Source organism: Streptomyces sp. OR43, assembly GCF_008042275.1.
Taxonomy (GTDB): Bacteria; Actinomycetota; Actinomycetes; order Streptomycetales; family Streptomycetaceae; genus Streptomyces.
This window is the reverse complement of record NZ_RDBK01000043.1, coordinates 2,105,193-2,122,940: the sequence shown is the minus strand read 5'-3', so window position 1 is coordinate 2,122,940 and position 17,748 is coordinate 2,105,193. Positions and strand designations below refer to the sequence as shown.

The following is a 17,748-nucleotide window of genomic DNA, read 5'->3' as shown; positions in this document are numbered from 1 at the left end:
GGTGCACGCACTCAGCCTGAGCCGGCCCGGCGGAGTGCACGCCCTCAGCTCCCGTCGCCCCGACGGGGTGCACGCGCTCAGCCTGAGCCGGCCCGGCGGGGCGCCCGCGCCGAGCTCCCGTCGCCCCCGCCCGGCGCCACCGGTCAGCTCTCGCTGAGCCGGCTGCTCATCCACTCCAGGGCCGCCGGGATCTCCCGGCGCCAGGTGTTGAAGTTGTGCCCGCCGCTGTCCAGCACGATCGACGAGACCCGCGCGGGCCGCTGCACCTCGGCCACGAACTTCCGCGTCGCGGCGTAGTTCGCCTCGCCCCGGCGGGACGTCGTCACGAGGAAGGACGATTCGGGCTGCGGCCGGTGCTCCAGGGACCACAGCAGATCGGCACGCTCGCGCGCCCGACGGTCGCCGTGGAAGAGGTCACCGGTCGTCGGGTCCTCGGCCGCCTTGTAGTACGCGGAGAGCCCCGCGCTCGCCGTGAAGCGTTCCGGATGGTGCAGACCGATCTTCAGGGCGCAGTAGCCACCGGTCGAGTTGCCCATGATCCCCCAGTTCCGGGCGTGCCGCCCGACCCGGTACGCCGCCGAGACGGCGGACGGCAGGTCGTCCGCGAAGAACGTCTCGGTCTTCGGGCCGCCCTCTATGTCCACGCACTCGGTGTCCCGCGGCGGCGCCACGGTCGGCCGCAGCATCACCAGGATCATCGGCTGGGAGCGGCCGGCCCGCACCCGTCCGAGTGATGTCTTCGGGTAGTCGAGCCCCTTGATGAGGTTCTCCGCGGTGCCCGGGTAGCCGGTGAGCACCACGACCGCCGGGAACTTCCGCCGGGCGTACGCCTCCTGGAAGTACTCCGGCGGCAGGTACACATAGGCCGAGGTCTCGATCCCCGTGCTCCGCCCGGCGATCACGACCTTGTCGATCCGCCCGGCCGAGCCGGGACGGGAGCCCCCCGGCACATCGGGCCGCCGCGTCCCCACCCGGACGATGTTCTTCTCCGCCAGGGTCCCCTGGGCATGGTCGGTCACCACACCCAGGTCCTGCTTCTGGCCGAACAGATCCGCCCAGGAGCCGTAGAAGAGGAACGAGTTGTTCGCCATCAGACCGACGGTGACGAAGACCGCCACCTGGGTCGCCAGCAGCAGCCCCACCCTGCCGAACACCACGGGGACGCTGCGCCGGGCGAGCCTCGGCCAGCACCAGATCGTGACGGCGAACAGCACGACGGCCAGCGTGATCGCCAGGATCAGCACTGCGTTGCCGGTAAGGCCCATGGCGGTAGAACTTTCTTGTCAGGAAATTTCCGGGTGCCGGGTGAACCCGCGGCCCGGAAGCCTCGTCCTAGAGGTCGCACATCGTCCGCAGGGCTCCGGCCGACGGACTCCAAGAATCTCTCGCGGAACCACGGGAAGCGATGTCTGTCACGCTAGATGGGGATAAATCGGGATCGGTTCCGAATGGTGTACGGAAGTTCGTGCACGGACCGCGACCCGAGACCGTGCCGGCACTCGTCGGCACCGCCTGCACCGCCGTCGGCCTGATCGACGTCGCCGCGGGCGTCTTCCCGCGCTTCCGGCACAGCCGGATGCACACCCTCGCCGAGGTCCTCCCCGGCGCCCTCGGCCCCTTCGCCGCCGCGCTCTCGCTGAGCGCCGGCGTCCTGCTGCTGCTCCTGGCCCACGGTCTGAAGCGGCACAAGCGCCGGGCCTGGCGGGCCGCCGTCGTCCTGCTCCCGGCCGGTGCGGTGGCCCAGTTCACCTACCGGCACTCGGTCCTGGGCGCCGTCGTCTCGCTGACGCTGTGTTACCTGCTGGTGCGCCATCGGAGTGAATTCGCCGCGCTCCCCGACCCACGCAGCCGTTGGAGGGCCCTGGCCAACTTCGTCCTGCTCGGAGCGGGTTCGCTCGGGCTCGGCCTGGTCATCGTGAGCGTCCACCCGGGCCGCCTGGTCGGGAACCCCAGCATCGCGGACCGGCTCCAGCACGTGCTGTACGGGCTGTTCGGCTTCGAGGGCCCGGTCGAGTACGCCGGCGACACCTCCTGGACCGTGGCCTACTCGCTGGGCGCGCTCGGTCTGCTGACCGCCGTCACCACGATCTACCTCGCCTTCCGGCCCGAGCACCCGGCCGCCCGCCTCACCGAGGACGACGAGGCACAGTTGCGCGCCCTGCTGGAGCGGCACGGCCGCCGCGACTCGCTCGGCCACTTCGCGCTCCGACGCGACAAGGCCGTGGTCTTCTCGCCCAGCGGCAAGGCCGCCGTCTGCTACCGCGTGGTGTCCGGGGTGATGCTGGCCAGCGGCGACCCGATCGGCGACGTGGAGGCCTGGCCCGGCGCCATCGAACGCTTCATGGACGAGGCCAGGGCGCACTCCTGGACCCCCGCGGTGATGGGCTGCAGCGAGACCGGCGGCGAGGTCTGGACCCGTGAGACCGGCCTCGACGCCCTGGAACTCGGCGACGAGGCGGTGGTGGACGTCGCGGATTTCTCGCTCGCCGGACGCGCGATGCGCAACGTGCGCCAGATGGTGAAGCGCATTGAGCGCGGGGGGTACGAGACGCGGGTCCGGCGCGTGGCCGACATCGGCGAGGCCGAACTGGCCCGCATCCGGCGGGCCGCCGCCGACTGGCGCGGCACGGACACCGAGCGCGGCTTCTCCATGGCACTCGGCCGGATCGGCGACGGCGCCGACCCGGACTGCTTCGTCGCCACCGCCCACAAGGCCGACGAGCACGACGCGGACTCCCCGTACGGCGACCTGAAGGCCGTCCTCCACTTCGTCCCGTGGGGCACCGACGGGATGTCCCTCGACCTGATGCGCCGCGACCGCGCCGCCGACCCGGGGATGAACGAGCTGCTGATCGTCGCCTCCCTGCAGGCCGCGCCCCGGCTCGGCATCACGCGTGTCTCGCTCAACTTCGCGATGTTCCGCTCCGCCCTGGCCCGCGGCGAGAAGCTGGGGGCCGGGCCGGTGCTGCGGGTCTGGCGCGGGCTGCTGGTCTTCCTGTCGCGCTGGTTCCAGATCGAGTCCCTGTACAAGTTCAACGCCAAGTTCCGGCCCCGCTGGGAACCCCGGTTCGTGGTCTACCGCACCGCCCGCGACCTGCCCCGGATCTCCCTGGCGGCCATGCAGGCGGAGGGCTTCGTCAGCTTCGCGCTCCCCCGCCCGCTGGCCCGCCGGCTGCCGGCGGGCGGCCGGCGCCCGTGCCCGCACATGCGGGCCTCCACGGGGGAGCACGGCGTCCGTCCGGCGTGACCGGTCCCCGCACGGGCCTACGCTGGTCGTATGAGTACGTTGCATGGACGAGGCACGGTGCAGGGCCTGCCGGAGTGGGACCGCTGCGCGGTCATGGGTGTCGTCAACGTGACCCCCGACTCCTTCTCCGACGGGGGCCGCTGGTTCGACACCACGGCGGCCGTCAAGCACGGCCTCGACCTGGTCGGCGAGGGCGCCGACCTGGTCGACGTCGGCGGTGAGTCGACCCGCCCCGGTGCGAGCCGGGTGGATGAGTCGGAGGAGCTGCGGCGGGTGGTCCCGGTCGTTCGCGGCCTGGCCTCGGAGGGGGTCGCCGTCTCCGTCGACACCATGCGGGCCCGGGTCGCCGAGCAGGCCGTCGCCGCGGGAGCGGTCCTGGTCAACGACGTGAGCGGCGGGCTCGCCGACCCGGACATGGTCCCGGTCGTCGCCGCCGCCTCGGTGCCGTTCGTCGTCATGCACTGGCGCGGCTTCAGCGAGTCCATGAACAGCAGGGCGGTGTACGGGGACGTCGTCGCCGAGGTCGTCGAGGAACTGCGGGTCCGGATGGACGCCGTGGTCGCCGGGGGTGTCGCCCCCGAACGGATCGTGATCGACCCCGGCCTCGGCTTCGCCAAGGACGCCGCCCACGACCTGTCGCTCATCGCCCGCCTCGACGCGCTGCACGGCCTCGGCCGCCCGCTGCTGGTCGCCGCGTCGCGGAAGCGGTTCCTGGGACACGTGCTGGCCGGTGCGGGCGGCGCCCCGCCGCCCGCCCGCGAGCGCGACGCGGCCACCGCCGCCGTCTCCGCGCTCTCCGCCCGGGCCGGTGCCTGGGCCGTCCGGGTCCACGAGGTACGGGCCACCGCCGACGCCGTCCGGGTCGCCCGGGCGGTCGAGGGAGCCGCGTGAACGAGCCGCAGGACGAACAGACCTCCGCCGCCGACGACATCGAGGCGGTCGAGCGGGCCAACACCGCCTTCTACGAGGCCATGGAGCGCGGCGACCTGGACGAGCTGACCGCACTCTGGCTGCCCGGGGAGGACCTCACCGTCTCCTGCGTCCACCCCGGCTGGCCGGTGCTCACGGGCCGCGGCGAGGTGCTGCGCAGCTACGCCCTGATCATGGCGAACACCGAGTACATCCAGTTCTTCCTGACCGACGTCGGGGTCTCCATGACGGGCGACACCGCCCTGGTGACCTGTACCGAGAACATCCTCAGCGGCGGTCCCGCCGAGGAGGGCAGCTCCCTGGGGCCGCTCGTCGGCCAACTGGTCGTCGCGACCAATGTGTTCCGCCGCACTCCGGACGGCTGGAAGCTCTGGTCCCACCACGGCTCGCCCGTACTGGCCGAAACCGGCGAGGAAGAGGACGAAGACTCCTCGTCCTGAGTGGGTACAACGCCGGTATGGGCCCCAAAGGCAGCTCGGCGGGGTTGGAACCGGGCACATCGGGGTATCAGCGGCTACCAGTCCCGTACCGCCGTGTCCATAGCCCCCGCGGGGGAGGACTGTCGGCGCTCGCAGGTAGATTCGGAAATGGGTATGCGGCCGCCCGCACGCGGTCCCGTGCCCCTTCGACAACAACAGCAGGAGTGATTCGCGTGGATCGTGTCGCGCTGCGCGGCCTCAAGGCCCGTGGGCACCATGGCGTCTTTCCCCGGGAACGGGAAGAGGGACAGACGTTCATCGTGGACCTGGTGCTCGGCCTCGACACCCGCCCCGCGGCAGCCGCGGACGACCTCACCAGGACCGTGCACTACGGCGTGGTCGCCGAAGAGGTCGTGGCCGTGGTCCAGGGCGAACCGGTCGATCTGATCGAGACGCTCGCGGAGCGCATCGCCCAGCAGTGCCTCAAGCACGAAGGCGTCGAGGAGGTGGAGGTCGTGGTCCACAAGCCGGATGCGCCCATCACCGTCCCCTTCGACGACGTCACCATCACCATCACCCGGAGCCGAGCATGACTGCATTTTCTACCGAGGGGCAGAGCGACCCGACCGTACAGCCGGTTCCCGCCTTCGTGGTCGAGCAGGTGGACGCCGCGGACATCACCCTCTCCAACCCCAAACGCGCCGTGATCTCCCTAGGCTCCAACCTGGGCAACCGTCTGGAGACCCTCCAGGGCGCCATCGACGCCCTGGAGGACACGCCGGGCCTCCGGGTCAAGGCCGTCTCCCCCGTGTACGAGACGGAGCCGTGGGGCGTCGACCCCGGCTCCCAGCCGTCGTACTTCAACGCGGTCGTCGTCGTGAAGACGACGCTGCCCCCGTCCTCCCTCCTGGAACGCGGCCAGGCCATCGAGGAGGCCTTCGACCGGGTCCGCGCGGAGCGCTGGGGGCCGCGCACCATCGACGTGGACATCGTCGCGTACGCCGACGTCGTCTCCGACGACCCGGAGCTCACCCTCCCCCACCCCCGGGCCCGCGAGCGCGCCTTCGTGCTCGCCCCGTGGCACGACGTGGACCCCGAGGCCCAACTGCCCGGCGCCGGGCCGGTCGCCGCTCTGCTGGCCGGTGTGGGACGCGACGGCGTACTGCCCCGGGCCGACCTGGAACTCCGGCTGCCCGAGTAGTCGTTAGGCTCGAAGGAGACAGCGGAACAGCAGGACATCCACGGACCGCCGCGGTCCACGGACGACGAAGGGCGGCTCACCCGGTGAAGCAACTACGGCTCGGAGTACTGGCCGGCCTCTTCGCCGCGGCCGGGGTGCTGTCCTGGGGCGGCGCCCGCCTCTGGGACTCCCTCGGCACCCTGCCGAGCGTCCCGCTGTTCGCACCCATCGTGCTCGCGGTGATCGCCGTGGTCCTGCTGGCGACGGCGCTCTCCATCCGCTCCCGGCTGCGCGCCCAGCGTGAGCGCCGGCCGGGCGCGAAGGGCGTCGAGCCCCTGATGGCGGCCCGTGCCGTGGTCTTCGGCCAGGCCAGCGCCCTCGTCGTCGCCCTGGTCGCCGGGATGTACGGCGGCGTCGGGGTCTTCCTGCTCGGCTCCCTCGACATCCCGGCCCGCCGCGACCAGGCCATCTACGCGGGCTTCGCGGTCCTGGCCGGCATCGCGGTGATCGCGGCGGCCCTGTTCCTGGAACGCGTCTGCAAGCTCCCGGACGACGAGGACGACAACAAGAACGCGGCGGCGGCGTAGGCCGTCCGTTCCTGACCCGGCCGTTCCCGGCCGTTCCCGTCCGGCGTCGGCGGGTCAGCGGGCCGGCAGGTCAGCGGTCAGCGCGCCATGATCAGGCTCATGGCCTCGGCACGCGTGGCGGGGTCGCGGAGCTGTCCGCGCACCGCCGAGGTCAGCGTCTTCGCCCCGGGCTTGCGGATCCCGCGCATCGACATGCACATGTGCTCGCACTCCACGACGACGATGACGCCGCGCGGCTCCAGGATCTCCATCAGGGACTCGGCGATCTGCGTGGTCAGCCGCTCCTGGACCTGCGGCCGGCGGGCGTAGACGTCCACCAGGCGGGCCAGCTTCGACAGACCGGTGATCTTGCCGCTGGCCGCCGGGATATACCCCACATGCGCCACTCCGCGGAACGGCACCAGGTGATGTTCACAGGTGCTGAACACTTCGATGTCCTTGACCAGCACCATCTCGTCGTGGCCCAGGTCGAACGTGGTCGTCAGGACGTCCTCGGGCTCCTGGTACAGGCCCGCGAATATCTCCTTGTACGCCCGCGCCACCCGCCCCGGCGTCTCCCGCAGCCCCTCGCGGTCCGGGTCCTCGCCGACGGCGTAGAGCAACTCGCGTACGGCCGCCTCGGCCCGCTTCTCGTCGAACTCACCGATCGAACCCTGGCCGTCCAGCGTCACCGGGTCGGTCATCTGTGCCTCGTTCCTCAGAGCTGTCACTGCGTGGACATCCGCGCAGGTGTACGGAAAAACCGCGCCCCCACAGGCTAAAACCTGGGGGACGCGGCATCCATTCCGGGCCCGGTGAAGCCCCCGTGACAGGGGCCACACCGGGGTCGGTGTCTAGCTCTCGGGACGCTCCTCGGGGATCGCCTCGGTCACCGGAACCGTGTCCGTGACCGAACCGTTCGCCGTGGTGGCGCCGTTGGTGAGGGCGAGCTCCTTCGGGGAGAGCACCGGCGGCCGGGTGGACGGCGTGCGCCGGGCGGAGCCGGTCCACGCCGGACGGGCCGGACGCTTGACGATCGGAGCGAAGATCTCGGCGATCTCCGCCTTGCCGAGAGTCTCCTTCTCAAGGAGCTGGAGAACCAGGGCGTCCAGAACGTCGCGGTTCTCGACCAGGATCTCCCACGCATCGTTGTGCGCGGTCTCGATGAGCTTCTTGACCTCTTCGTCGACCAGCGCGGCGACCTCTTCCGAGTAGTCGCGCTGGTGGCCCATCTCGCGGCCCACGAACGGCTCGGTGTTGTCGCCACCGAACTTGATCGCGCCGAGCCGCTCCGTCATGCCGTACTGCGTGACCATCGCGCGGGCCGTTGCCGTGGCCTTCTCGATGTCGTTCGCAGCGCCGGTCGTCGGATCGTGGAAGACCAGCTCCTCGGCCGCGCGCCCGCCCAGCATGTAAGCCAGCTGGTCGAGCATCTCGTTGCGCGTCGTGGAGTACTTGTCCTCCTCCGGGAGCACCATCGTGTAACCGAGGGCGCGGCCGCGGGAGAGGATCGTGATCTTGTGGACCGGGTCCGCCTGAGGTGAGGCCGCCGCGACCAGGGCGTGTCCGCCCTCGTGGTACGCGGTGATCTTCTTCTCCTTCTCGGACATGATCCGGGTCCGCTTCTGCGGACCCGCCACGACGCGGTCGATGGCCTCGTCGAGCATGTTGTTGTCGATCAGCTTCAGGTTGCCGCGCGCCGTGAGGAGCGCAGCCTCGTTCAGCACGTTCGACAGGTCGGCACCGGTGAAACCGGGCGTACGACGGGCAACGGCGCCGAGATCGACGTCCGGTGCGACCGGCTTGCCCTTCTGGTGGACCTTGAGGATCTCCAGACGGCCCAGCATGTCCGGCCGGTCGACCGCGATCTGCCGGTCGAAACGGCCCGGGCGCAGCAGCGCCGGGTCGAGGATGTCCGGACGGTTCGTGGCGGCGATCAGGATGACGCCACCCTTCACGTCGAAGCCGTCCATCTCCACGAGCAGCTGGTTCAGCGTCTGCTCGCGCTCGTCGTGACCGCCGCCCATACCGGCACCGCGGTGCCGGCCGACAGCGTCGATCTCGTCGACGAAGACGATCGCCGGGGCGTTCGCCTTGGCCTGCTCGAAGAGGTCACGGACACGGGAGGCACCGACACCGACGAACATCTCGACGAAGTCGGAACCGGAGATCGAGTAGAACGGGACGCCCGCCTCGCCGGCGACGGCGCGTGCGAGCAGCGTCTTGCCCGTACCGGGAGGTCCGTACAGCAGGACGCCCTTGGGGATCTTGGCGCCGACGGCCTGGAACTTCGCCGGCTCCTGCAGGAACTCCTTGATCTCGTGGAGTTCCTCGACCGCCTCGTCCGAGCCCGCCACGTCGGCGAACGTCGTCTTCGGGGTGTCCTTGGTGATCAGCTTGGCCTTGGACTTGCCGAACTGCATGACCTTGGAGCCGCCACCCTGCATCTGGTTCATCAGAAACAGGAAGACGACCACGATGAGGACGAACGGCAGCAGCGAGAAGAGGATCGAGACGAACGGGGACTGCTTCGACGGCGAGACGGTGTAGCCGTTCTCGATGTCACCGCTCTCGAACTTCTTCTGCAGCGTATCGGCGAGCTCGACGCCCTGGTTGCCGATGTAGCTCGCCTGGAACTTGCTGCCGGACTCGCCCGAGAGCTTCTGGTCCTTTTTCAGCTCGATCTTGATGATGTGATCGTCACCGGTGGTGAGCTTGGCCTCATCCACCTGGTTCTTACTGATCGCCTGGATCACCTTGCCGGTGTCCACCGTCTTGTAGCCGCCACCCGAGCCGACGACATTCATCAACACGACCACGGCGAGGACGGCCAGCACGATCCACATGACCGGCCCACGGAAGTATCGCTTCACGTCCATCCATACGGAGCGAAGTCGCCCCGTCCCTCCTGCCCGTAGGTAAATGCTGCTGTGAGTAAAGACTGTTCTTCGGACGGTACCCCAGCATTGTCACCGACGACCGTCGGGGACGTCTGTCAAACCCGCCTTCGAAGGCTCAACGGCGGGAAAACGGTGAGGGTTCCCCGCCGCCGGGGCGGGTTCGCCGGTGCCGCCGTCAGCCGCCGTACACGCGCGGGGCGAGGGTGCCGACGAAGGGCAGGTTGCGGTACTTCTCCGCGTAGTCCAGCCCGTAGCCGACGACGAACTCGTTGGGGATGTCGAACCCGACCCACTTGCAGTCGAGCGCGACCTTCGCCGCGTCCGGCTTCCGCAGCAGGGTGCAGATCTCCAGCGACGCGGGCTCGCGCGAACCCAGGTTCGACATCAGCCAGGACAGCGTCAGACCCGAGTCGATGATGTCCTCGACGATCAGGACGTGCTTGCCCTTGATGTCGGTGTCGAGGTCCTTGAGGATCCGGACGACACCGGAGGACTGGGTGCCCGCGCCGTACGACGAGACGGCCATCCAGTCCATGGTGACGGGGGTGGACAGCGCGCGCGCCAGGTCCGCCATGACCATCACCGCGCCCTTGAGGACTCCGACGAGGAGCAGGTCCTTGCCCGCGTACTCCGCGTCGATCTTCGCGGCCAGTTCGACGAGCTTCGCGTCGATCTCTTCCTTGGTGAGGAGCACCGACTGAAGGTCGGTGCCCATGTCCTTCTCGTTCACCCGCGTCTCTTTCTTTGCCTGCCGGTCCGGGACGGTGCCCGGGCCTGCGCGGCCGCTCGCCTGCATGTCAGCCGCTTGTACGTCAGCTCTGCCGAATCACCAGTCTGCCACCCTGGCGCAGGGCTTCGACGCGGCCGGGGAGGTTGATGGCCTGCTGGCCGCGCCAGCCGGTGATGAGGCGGTCGACTTCCTCGATGTGCCGGGCGAAGAGGGACCCGGCCGGGGAACCCGCCTCTATGGCCGCGCGGCGCAGGACGCGGCGGCGGACGGCGGGAGGCAGCGCGTGCAGCTTGGCGCACTCCAGCCGGCCCGCGTCGTCGCGTACGTCACGTCCGGCCTCGGCGGCCCAGGTGTCCAGGGCGTCGGCGTCGTCGCGGGAGAGCTGCGCCGTACGGGCCAGCGCCTCGACGACTCCTTTGCCCAGCGCCTTCTCCAGGGCGGGCAGGCCCTCGTGGCGCAGCCGGGAGCGGGTGTAGGCGGGGTCGATGTTGTGCGGGTCGTCCCAGACGGGCAGCGACTGGGCCAGGCAGGCCGTGCGGGCGGTCTGGCGGTCGAGCTGGAGGAAGGGGCGGCGGTAGCGGCCGGCCGGTCCGGATGCGGCGGCCATGCCGGAGAGGGAGCGGATACCGGAACCGCGGGCGAGGCCCAGCAGTACCGTCTCCGCCTGGTCGTCGCGGGTGTGGCCGAGCAGGACGGCGGCGGCGCCGTGGCGTTCGGCGGCGGCGTCCAGGGCCGCGTAGCGGGCGTCGCGGGCGGCGGCCTCGGGCCCGCCGTCATGGCCGACCCGCACAGCGACGGCCTCGACCGGGTCGAGGTCCATGGCGGTGAGGCGGCCGACGACCTCGGTGGCGCGGGCGTCCGAGCCGTTCTGGAGGCCGTGGTCGACGGTGATGCCGCCGGCCCGGACGGCGAGCTTCCGGGCCTCGAAGGCGAGGGCGGAGGCGAGCGCCATGGAATCGGCGCCGCCGGAGCACGCGACCAGGACCAGGGGCGTATCGGTGCGTTCGGGAAGCGCGGGGCGCCGCCGGCCCGTCCCGGCCTCGGCGAGCTCGGGATGGGGGGCGCGTGGGGCGCGCCCGGTGCGTTCGGTCTGTTCGGCGAATTCGGTGAGTACGTCGTGGAGTACGCGGCGGACCGCCAGGCGTATCGCCGCGACCGCAGGATGGGGACCCATGTCCGGTGCCCTTCGTGAAGTTCTGGAGAGGTGCCTCCGAGTGGCGGGACAGAGAAAAGTGCCGTCACTCAGAGTGCGTCGATGGTGACAGAGCAAACCCGTTCATCGAGCATTGCACGCCTTCCCATGCCCCTACGGTCCCTCGGATGGGTGATTACCGGCGCGTTGCCCTCGGGTCCCGGGCTTGTGCGCGAGCCGTGATCATGACTCTGCCTTACGGTGCACCCTCGCGATCCAGTCCTCCGGCTTGGCGATCTCCGCCTTGGTCGGGAGGGTGTTGGGCGAGGTCCAGACCCGGTTGAAGCCGTCCATCCCGACCTCGTCGACCACCGCGCGCACGAACCGCTCGCCGTCGCGGTACTGGCGCAGCTTGGCGTCGAGCCCCAGCAGCTTGCGCAGCGCCTGGTCGAGACGGCTCGCGCCGCGCGCCCTGCGCTGCTGGAACTTCTCCCGGATCTCGCCGACGGAGGACACGACCTCGGGGCCGACGCCGTCCATCACGTAGTCGGCGTGCCCCTCCAGCAGGGACATCACCGCGGTGAGCCGGCCGAGGATCTCGCGCTGTGCGGGCGTCTGGACGATCTCGACGAGGCTGCGGCCGCCGTCCTCGCCCTCCTCGCCCTCGGGCCGTCCGCCGGCCAGTGACTGGGCGGCCTCGCGGAGCCGTTCGAGCACCGTCATCGGGTCGACGTCGGTCTCGTCGAGAAATGACTGGATCTCGCCCTGCAGATGGTCGCGGAGCCAGGGCACCGCGGTGAACTGCGTGCGGTGCGTCTCCTCGTGGAGGGCGACCCAGAGGCGGAAGTCGTGCGGGTCCACCTCCAGCTCCCGCTCGACGTGGACGATGTTCGGGGCGACCAGCAGGAGCCTGCCGCCCCCGTCGGCCGAGGCCGGGAGCTCACGGGTGGCGGGGGCGAACGTCTCGTACTGGCCGAGGACCCGGGAGGCCAGGAACGACAGCAGCATCCCCACCTCGACACCGGTCACCTTGGAGCCGACCGCGCCGAGCACGGCGCCGCCCGCACCGCCGCCGCGCCGCTCCTCCATCTTGTCCAGAAGGGGGCGCAGCAGTTCCCGGAAGCCCGCGACGTTCGCCTTGATCCAGCCCGCCCGGTCGACGACCAGGACGGGGGTGTCCTCCGGTTCGGTCCCTTCCGGGATCATCCGGGTGAAGGAACGGACGTGTTCCTCCGCCGCCTTGGCATGCCTGCGCAGCTCCGCGACGACCTCACGGGCCTCCTCGCGGCTGATCTCGGGACCCGGCCGCACAAGCCGGGTCGCTGTCGCGACCGCGAGATTCCAGTCGACCATCCCGGCACCACCGATGCTCGTCATGCGTCAACCGTACGTGCTCGGACCTTGTTCGGGTGAGGTGTTGACGGGCTCATCGCCTGCCGGCGGCCAGTGCGGTCGCGAGCGCGTCGAGGGCGGACTGGGCCTCGGACGGGGCGGTGGTGCCCGAGGCGAGGAAGGCGAAGGCGAGCAGCCGGCCGTGGGGGTCGACGACCGTGCCGGAGAGGCTGTTGACGCCCGTGAGGGTGCCTGTCTTGGCGCGGACGAGTCCGGTGCCGCCGGATTTCGTGGTGTAGCGGCCGCTCAGCGTGCCACTGAAGCCGGCCACCGGGAGTCCCGTGAGGACGGGGCGCAGCTCCGGGTGGTCCTGGTCGGCCGCGCGGGCGAGGAGCCCGGCGAGCAGGGCGGCGGTGACCTTGTCCTTGCGGTTGAGCCCGCTGCCGTCGGCGACGACCACGCCCTTCAGCGGCAGACCCAGCTTCTTCAGCTGTGCGGTGACGGCCCGTCGGCCGCCGTTGAAGTCGGCCGGTTCCCCGGTGGCGAGCGCGGTCTGCCGGGCGAGTGCCTCGGCGATGTCGTTGTCGCTGTTGGTCAGCGCGCGCTCGACGAGGGCGGACAGCGGGGCGGAGAGGTGCTGGGCGACGGGCCGGGACTTCGCGGCCGCCCGGCCCGGCTCGGGGCCGTCCCCGGTGCCGACCCCGGCCTCGTCCAGCAGTTCGCCGAAGACGTCGGCCGCGTCGCGGGCCGGGTCCTCGCTGCGCGGCGCGGGACCGCTGGAGGTGTCGTCGAGCCTGCCCTCGTTCATCATCAGGGCGCTCACGGGCGCGATGTTCTCGTTGGGGCCGATCGGGTGAAGTGCGGGTCCCGAGTACCCGGAGGTGTCGTACCGCAGCCGCACCGAGCGGACCCCGCCGTCCTTGAGGGCGCGGGCCGTGTCGGCGGCCAGGGAGCGCAGGGCCGCCCGGTCGAGCGTGGGGTCGCCGCCGCCGACCAGCGTCACGGTCCGCAGATCGGCGGAGGCCCCGACGGTCGTGGGGATGCGGTGGGCCGGGCCGAGCGCGGTCAGGGCCGCGACCGTGGTGGCGATCTTGACGGTGGACGCGGGTGTCATGGGGGTGTCGGCCCCCACCCCGTACAGCCGCTTGCCGGTGGCCGTGTCGATGACGACGGCGCTGCGCCGGGTGCCGAGTGCCGCGTTCCTCAGCAGCGGGTCGAGTGCGGCGCGGAGTCCGGCCGCTGCTCCGTCCGGGGCGGCCGCCGCGTCGGGCGCGGGCTCGTCGGTACCGGTGCCGAGAGGCGCGAGTACGGCCGGGGCACTGGGCGCCGGGTCGGGCCGGGAGGGCGCGGCCGGCTCGTGATGTGCGCCACCTGTACGGGCCCGGGCAGCCGCCCAGTCCTGCTCGGCCTTACGCTGACCCGAGTCCCAGGGACCGGCGGCGAAGACGGCGCCGGCTGCGAGCGCCAGGCCCAGGACAGCGGAGACGGCCGTGAACTGCCGGTTGCTCAGTCCGCCGCGCATGCCCAGCCGGTTTGCGAGAGCCGTCCCGGTCTGTGCGGAGAACGGATTGATCGACGGTCTTTTCACCGGCTCGGCCACCGTTGACCAGCCCCTTTCGCGAGCACACAACTCCGTGGGGGACACTTAACCATCAGTCGTATGTGTTGATCATGGAGGAGCCACCCGTGGAGTTCGACGTCGTTATCGAGATCCCGAAGGGTTCGCGGAACAAGTACGAGGTGGACCACGAGACCGGTCGGATCCGCCTGGACCGTCGACTCTTCACCTCGACCAGCTACCCGGCCGACTACGGCTTCGTCGAGAACACCCTCGGCGAGGACGGCGACCCGCTGGACGCGCTGGTCATCCTGGAGGAGCCGACCTTCCCCGGCTGCCTCATCAAGTGCCGCGCGATCGGCATGTTCCGGATGACGGACGAAGCCGGCGGCGACGACAAGCTGCTGTGCGTGCCGGCCTCCGACCCCCGGGTGGAGCACCTGCGCGACATCCACCACGTGTCGGAGTTCGACCGCCTGGAGATCCAGCACTTCTTCGAGGTCTACAAGGACCTGGAGCCCGGCAAGTCCGTCGAGGGTGCCGACTGGGTCGGCCGGGTCGAGGCCGAGGCCGAGATCGAGAACTCGTACAAGCGCCTCGAGGCGCAGGGCGGCGCGCACTGACGTTCCGCTTGCGGTTCTGAGCACGCTTCCGGGCGGCACACCTTCACGGGTGTGCCGCCCGTTCGCATGAGCGCCCATAGGCGCGGCCATACTGGGCAGGAGTGCGGCCGAGAACGCGCAGCCGACGAGGAGCGAGGTCGAGTAGTGGCGGAACCGGGCGGTCCCGATGACCAGAAGCCCCAGTCCGACGAGGCGCGCAGCGCCTTCTCGCAGCCCGCCGGGGTCGAGAGGTCGGCAGGGCCTTCGGACGACGACCATCCGACATCGGAGTTCTCCCTGCCGTCGGGTCTTGCGCCCGAGCCACCGGCCCCGTCTGCCGGACCGGGAACGGGTTCCGCTTCCGGGTCGGACACGATCGGTTCCGCTTTCGCCCCGCCGCGCACCTACGACGCCAGGAACTCCCCGCCCGCCTTCACGCCGGCGCACGGCATCCCGATGATCCGGCTGACCAAGGAGGCGCCTTGGCAGGACCGGATGCGCACGATGCTGCGGATGCCGGTCCACGACCGGCCGGCCCCGGAAACGGTCCAGCGGCACGACGAGGAATCGGGCCCGGCCGTGCCGCGCGTGCTCGACCTGACCCTGCGTATCGGGGAGCTGCTGCTCGCCGGCGGTGAGGGCGCCGAGGACGTCGAGGCGGCCATGTTCGCGGTGACCCGCAGCTACGGGCTCGACCGCTGCGAGCCGACCGTCACCTTCACACTGCTGTCGATCTCGCATCAGCCGTCGCTGGTCGAGGACCCGGTGACGGCCAGCCGGACCGTACGCCGCCGCGGCACCGACTACACCCGGCTGGCCGCGGTCTTCCGGCTCATCGACGACATCACGACCGTGGAGGGCGAGATCTCGCTGGAGGAGGCCTACCGGCGCCTCGCGGAGATCCGCCGTAACCGGCATCCGTATCCCGGCTGGGTACTCACCATGGCCGCCGGCGGGCTGGCGGGCGCGGCATCGGTGCTGGTCGGCGGCGGGCCGCTGGTGTTCGTGATCGCCGCGCTCGGCGCGATGCTCGGTGACCGGCTGGCCTGGCTCTGTGCCGGACGCGGGCTGCCGGAGTTCTACCAGTTCGTCGTGGCGGCGATGCCGCCCGCCGCGATGGGCGTGGCGCTGACCCTCACCCACTGGTCGGACGTACGGCCCTCGGCGGTGATCACCGGTGGGCTGTTCGCGCTGCTGCCGGGGCGGGCGCTGGTGGCGGGGGTGCAGGACGGCCTGACCGGCTACTACATCACCGCGTCGGCGCGACTGCTGGAGGTCATGTACTTCTTCATCGCGATCGTCGCCGGGGTGCTGCTGGCGCTCTACGGAGGGCTTCAGCTGGGTGCCGAGCTGGACCCGGAGGCGCGGTTCATCTCGCACGACCGGCCGGTGACGCAGATCCTGGCGTCGATGGTGCTGACGCTGGCCTTCGCGATCCTGCTCCAGCAGGAACGGTCCACGGTCCTGGCAGTGACCCTCAACGGTGGCGTGGCCTGGGTCATCTACGGGGCGATGGCGCGCACGGGCGGTCTCTCCCCGGTGGCGGCCACCGCCGCCGCGGCCGGTCTCGTCGGGCTGTTCGGGCAGTTGTTCTCGCGCTACCGCTACACCTCGTCGCTGCCGTTCATCACGGCCGCGATCGGTCCGCTGCTACCCGGCTCGGCCACGTACTTCGGTCTGCTGGGCGTCGCGCAGAACGAGCTGGACCGGGGGCTCGCGTCTCTGTCGACCGCGGTGGCGACGGCGCTGGCCATCGCGATCGGGGTGAATCTGGGAAGCGAGATCTCCCGGCTGTTCATGCGGGTGCCGGGAGCGGTCGGCGGAGCGAACCGCCGCGCGGCCAAGCGGACGCGCGGCTTCTGACGGGGACCCGCGGGCCGGGTCCCGGCCCGGGGAGCCGGTGTCAGCGCTTGGCGTGGCGGCCGCCGCGGCGGCCCGCGGCCGTACCGCCACCGGCGGACGGGTCCTGGTCCTCGTCCTCGCCCGACGCGGCTTCCTTCTTCGACTTGCTGCGGGCGCGCAGGAACTCGATGCCGATCGGCACGACCGAGATCAGCACGATCAGGACCAGCATCGCCTCGATGTTCTTGTGGACGAACTCGATCCGGCCGAGCCCCGCGCCCAGCAGCGTCACGCCGACGCCCCACAGGATTCCGCCGATGATGTTGAACGTGATGAACGAGCGGTAGTTCATCCGGCTGACACCGGCGATGATCGGCGTGAACGTCCGCACGATGGGCACGAAGCGGGCCAGGATCAGCGACTTCGGCCCGTACTTCTCGAAGAACTCGTGGGCCTTCTCGACGTTCTCCTGCTTGAAGAGGCGGGAGTCCGGGCGGTTGAAGAGCGAGGGGCCGACCTTGCGGCCGAACAGATAGCCCACCTGGTCGCCGATGATCGCCGCCAGGGCGACCAGGACGCAGACCAGCCACAGCGGGGTGTCCAGCTTGTCCGTCGTCACGAGCAGACCCGTGGTGAACAGGAGCGAGTCGCCGGGCAGGAAGAACCCGATCAGCAGCCCGGACTCGGCGAAGACGATGACCAGCACACCGATCAGCCCGAACTGCCCGATGAGGTGGTCCGGGTCCAGCCAGCTCGGTCCGAGCGCAAGCGTATTCAAGGGTCCGGGCTCCAGGATGTGGTCGATGGCGGCTGCGTGGCCGCCCAAAGCTATCAACGCCGCAGCCCTCCTCCCGGTTCCACTGGCCCCCGTGGAGATGCACACAGGATGAACCGGGGCAAAACTCGGTGCCAGGAGGTGCCACACCATGGGCATTGAGGATTACGGCGGCGGTCAGACGGCACAGTCCGATGTGCTGGTCGTCACCACCAATGACGTACCCGGCCACCAGGTGACACAGGTCATCGGCGAGGTCTTCGGGCTGACGGTCAGGTCCCGTCACCTCGGCAGCCAGATCGGCGCCGGACTGAAGTCCATGATCGGCGGCGAGCTGAAAGGGCTCACCAAGACGCTCGTCGAGACCCGCAACCAGGCCATGGAACGGCTGGTGGAGCAGGCGCGGGCCCGTGGCGCCAACGCGGTGCTGATGATGCGCTTCGACGTGACCGAGGCGGCGGACGTGGGCACGGAGGTCTGTGCGTACGGCACCGCGGCGGTGATCAGCAAGAACTGAGCGGCGTACGGGGGCGGG

At 70.7% G+C, this 17,748-nt stretch carries 17 protein-coding genes; 9 read left to right on the top strand and 8 right to left on the bottom strand.

What is annotated here, in order from left to right; genetic code table 11:
• Positions 1-143 precede the first annotated feature (143 nt).
• Positions 144-1,265, bottom strand: coding sequence for an alpha/beta hydrolase (locus EAO72_RS28370; protein ID WP_148020003.1), 1,122 nt, complete (start codon positions 1,263-1,265; stop codon positions 144-146).
• A gap of 140 nt (positions 1,266-1,405) precedes the next feature.
• On the opposite strand from EAO72_RS28370, the gene EAO72_RS28365 reads away from it, so the two are divergent.
• The 6 genes from EAO72_RS28365 (at position 1,406) to EAO72_RS28340 (ending at position 6,363) form a co-directional block, all read left to right on the top strand.
• On the top strand, positions 1,406-3,247 hold the full coding sequence (locus EAO72_RS28365; RefSeq protein ID WP_187285251.1) for a phosphatidylglycerol lysyltransferase domain-containing protein: 1,842 nt from the start codon (positions 1,406-1,408) through the stop codon (positions 3,245-3,247).
• Between the two features lie 30 nt (positions 3,248-3,277).
• Entirely contained in the window at positions 3,278-4,138 is an 861-nt protein-coding gene (folP, locus tag EAO72_RS28360; protein ID WP_459112828.1) for a dihydropteroate synthase, read from the top strand.
• Entirely contained in the window at positions 4,135-4,617 is a 483-nt protein-coding gene (locus EAO72_RS28355; RefSeq protein WP_148020001.1) for a nuclear transport factor 2 family protein, read from the top strand. The genes folP and EAO72_RS28355 overlap by 4 nt, the downstream gene beginning before the upstream one ends.
• Positions 4,618-4,829: 212 nt before the next feature.
• Positions 4,830-5,189, top strand: coding sequence for a dihydroneopterin aldolase (gene folB, locus EAO72_RS28350; protein WP_148020000.1), 360 nt, complete (start codon positions 4,830-4,832; stop codon positions 5,187-5,189).
• Entirely contained in the window at positions 5,186-5,797 is a 612-nt protein-coding gene (gene folK / locus EAO72_RS28345) for a 2-amino-4-hydroxy-6-hydroxymethyldihydropteridine diphosphokinase (protein WP_148019999.1), read from the top strand. The genes folB and folK overlap by 4 nt, the downstream gene beginning before the upstream one ends.
• 83 nt (positions 5,798-5,880) lie before the next feature.
• On the top strand, positions 5,881-6,363 hold the full coding sequence (locus EAO72_RS28340) for a DUF3180 domain-containing protein (protein ID WP_148019998.1): 483 nt from the start codon (positions 5,881-5,883) through the stop codon (positions 6,361-6,363).
• A 77-nt stretch (positions 6,364-6,440) separates the two neighbouring features.
• Here the strand turns inward: EAO72_RS28340 and folE are convergent, their stop codons facing one another.
• The 6 genes from folE to dacB form a co-directional block, all read right to left on the bottom strand.
• A complete protein-coding gene (gene folE / locus EAO72_RS28335) occupies positions 6,441-7,046 on the bottom strand; it encodes a GTP cyclohydrolase I FolE (protein ID WP_148019997.1) in 606 nt (201 codons plus the stop codon).
• Positions 7,047-7,196: 150 nt separating this feature from the next.
• Positions 7,197-9,221: an ATP-dependent zinc metalloprotease FtsH gene (gene ftsH / locus EAO72_RS28330; protein WP_148019996.1), complete on the bottom strand. Its 2,025-nt coding sequence runs from the start codon at positions 9,219-9,221 to the stop codon at positions 7,197-7,199.
• Positions 9,222-9,417: 196 nt separating this feature from the next.
• Positions 9,418-9,957 carry a hypoxanthine phosphoribosyltransferase gene (gene hpt, locus EAO72_RS28325; protein ID WP_148022087.1) on the bottom strand — a complete coding sequence of 180 codons (540 nt, stop codon included), beginning with the start codon at positions 9,955-9,957 and terminating at the stop codon, positions 9,418-9,420.
• A 97-nt stretch (positions 9,958-10,054) separates the two neighbouring features.
• Positions 10,055-11,146, bottom strand: a complete 1,092-nt coding sequence (tilS, locus tag EAO72_RS28320; RefSeq protein WP_148019995.1) for a tRNA lysidine(34) synthetase TilS — start codon at positions 11,144-11,146, stop codon at positions 10,055-10,057.
• 201 nt (positions 11,147-11,347) lie between these two features.
• Positions 11,348-12,481, bottom strand: a complete 1,134-nt coding sequence (locus EAO72_RS28315; RefSeq protein ID WP_148019994.1) for a zinc-dependent metalloprotease — start codon at positions 12,479-12,481, stop codon at positions 11,348-11,350.
• 49 nt (positions 12,482-12,530) lie between these two features.
• A complete protein-coding gene (gene dacB / locus EAO72_RS28310) occupies positions 12,531-14,036 on the bottom strand; it encodes a D-alanyl-D-alanine carboxypeptidase/D-alanyl-D-alanine endopeptidase (RefSeq protein WP_148019993.1) in 1,506 nt (501 codons plus the stop codon).
• Between the two features lie 86 nt (positions 14,037-14,122).
• Between dacB and EAO72_RS28305 the strand changes: the two genes are divergently transcribed.
• Together EAO72_RS28305 and EAO72_RS28300 are read left to right on the top strand one after the other, a co-directional pair.
• Complete coding sequence (locus EAO72_RS28305) at positions 14,123-14,617, top strand: inorganic diphosphatase (RefSeq protein WP_123525235.1); 495 nt, start codon at positions 14,123-14,125, stop codon at positions 14,615-14,617.
• A 144-nt stretch (positions 14,618-14,761) separates the two neighbouring features.
• A complete protein-coding gene (locus tag EAO72_RS28300) occupies positions 14,762-16,459 on the top strand; it encodes a threonine/serine exporter family protein (protein ID WP_148019992.1) in 1,698 nt (565 codons plus the stop codon).
• A gap of 40 nt (positions 16,460-16,499) precedes the next feature.
• Here the strand turns inward: EAO72_RS28300 and EAO72_RS28295 are convergent, their stop codons facing one another.
• Positions 16,500-17,216 (bottom strand): DedA family protein, encoded by a 717-nt coding sequence (locus tag EAO72_RS28295; RefSeq protein ID WP_148019991.1) that lies wholly within the window; start codon positions 17,214-17,216, stop codon positions 16,500-16,502.
• 148 nt (positions 17,217-17,364) lie between these two features.
• Between EAO72_RS28295 and EAO72_RS28290 the strand changes: the two genes are divergently transcribed.
• Entirely contained in the window at positions 17,365-17,730 is a 366-nt protein-coding gene (locus EAO72_RS28290) for a YbjQ family protein (RefSeq protein WP_148019990.1), read from the top strand.
• Positions 17,731-17,748 lie beyond the last annotated feature (18 nt).

Coding starts and splice junctions, on each gene's coding strand:
- EAO72_RS28315 (WP_148019994.1), bottom strand. CDS start 12,481: ATGACGAGCATCGGTGGTGCCGGGATGGTCGACTGGAATCTCGCGGTC.
- ftsH (WP_148019996.1), bottom strand. CDS start 9,221: ATGGACGTGAAGCGATACTTCCGTGGGCCGGTCATGTGGATCGTGCTG.
- folK (WP_148019999.1), top strand. CDS start 5,186: ATGACTGCATTTTCTACCGAGGGGCAGAGCGACCCGACCGTACAGCCG.
- EAO72_RS28365 (WP_187285251.1), top strand. CDS start 1,406: ATGTCTGTCACGCTAGATGGGGATAAATCGGGATCGGTTCCGAATGGT.
- EAO72_RS28290 (WP_148019990.1), top strand. CDS start 17,365: ATGGGCATTGAGGATTACGGCGGCGGTCAGACGGCACAGTCCGATGTG.
- tilS (WP_148019995.1), bottom strand. CDS start 11,146: ATGGGTCCCCATCCTGCGGTCGCGGCGATACGCCTGGCGGTCCGCCGC.
- folE (WP_148019997.1), bottom strand. CDS start 7,046: ATGACCGACCCGGTGACGCTGGACGGCCAGGGTTCGATCGGTGAGTTC.
- hpt (WP_148022087.1), bottom strand. CDS start 9,957: ATGGGCACCGACCTTCAGTCGGTGCTCCTCACCAAGGAAGAGATCGAC.
- EAO72_RS28370 (WP_148020003.1), bottom strand. CDS start 1,265: ATGGGCCTTACCGGCAACGCAGTGCTGATCCTGGCGATCACGCTGGCC.
- folP (WP_459112828.1), top strand. CDS start 3,278: ATGAGTACGTTGCATGGACGAGGCACGGTGCAGGGCCTGCCGGAGTGG.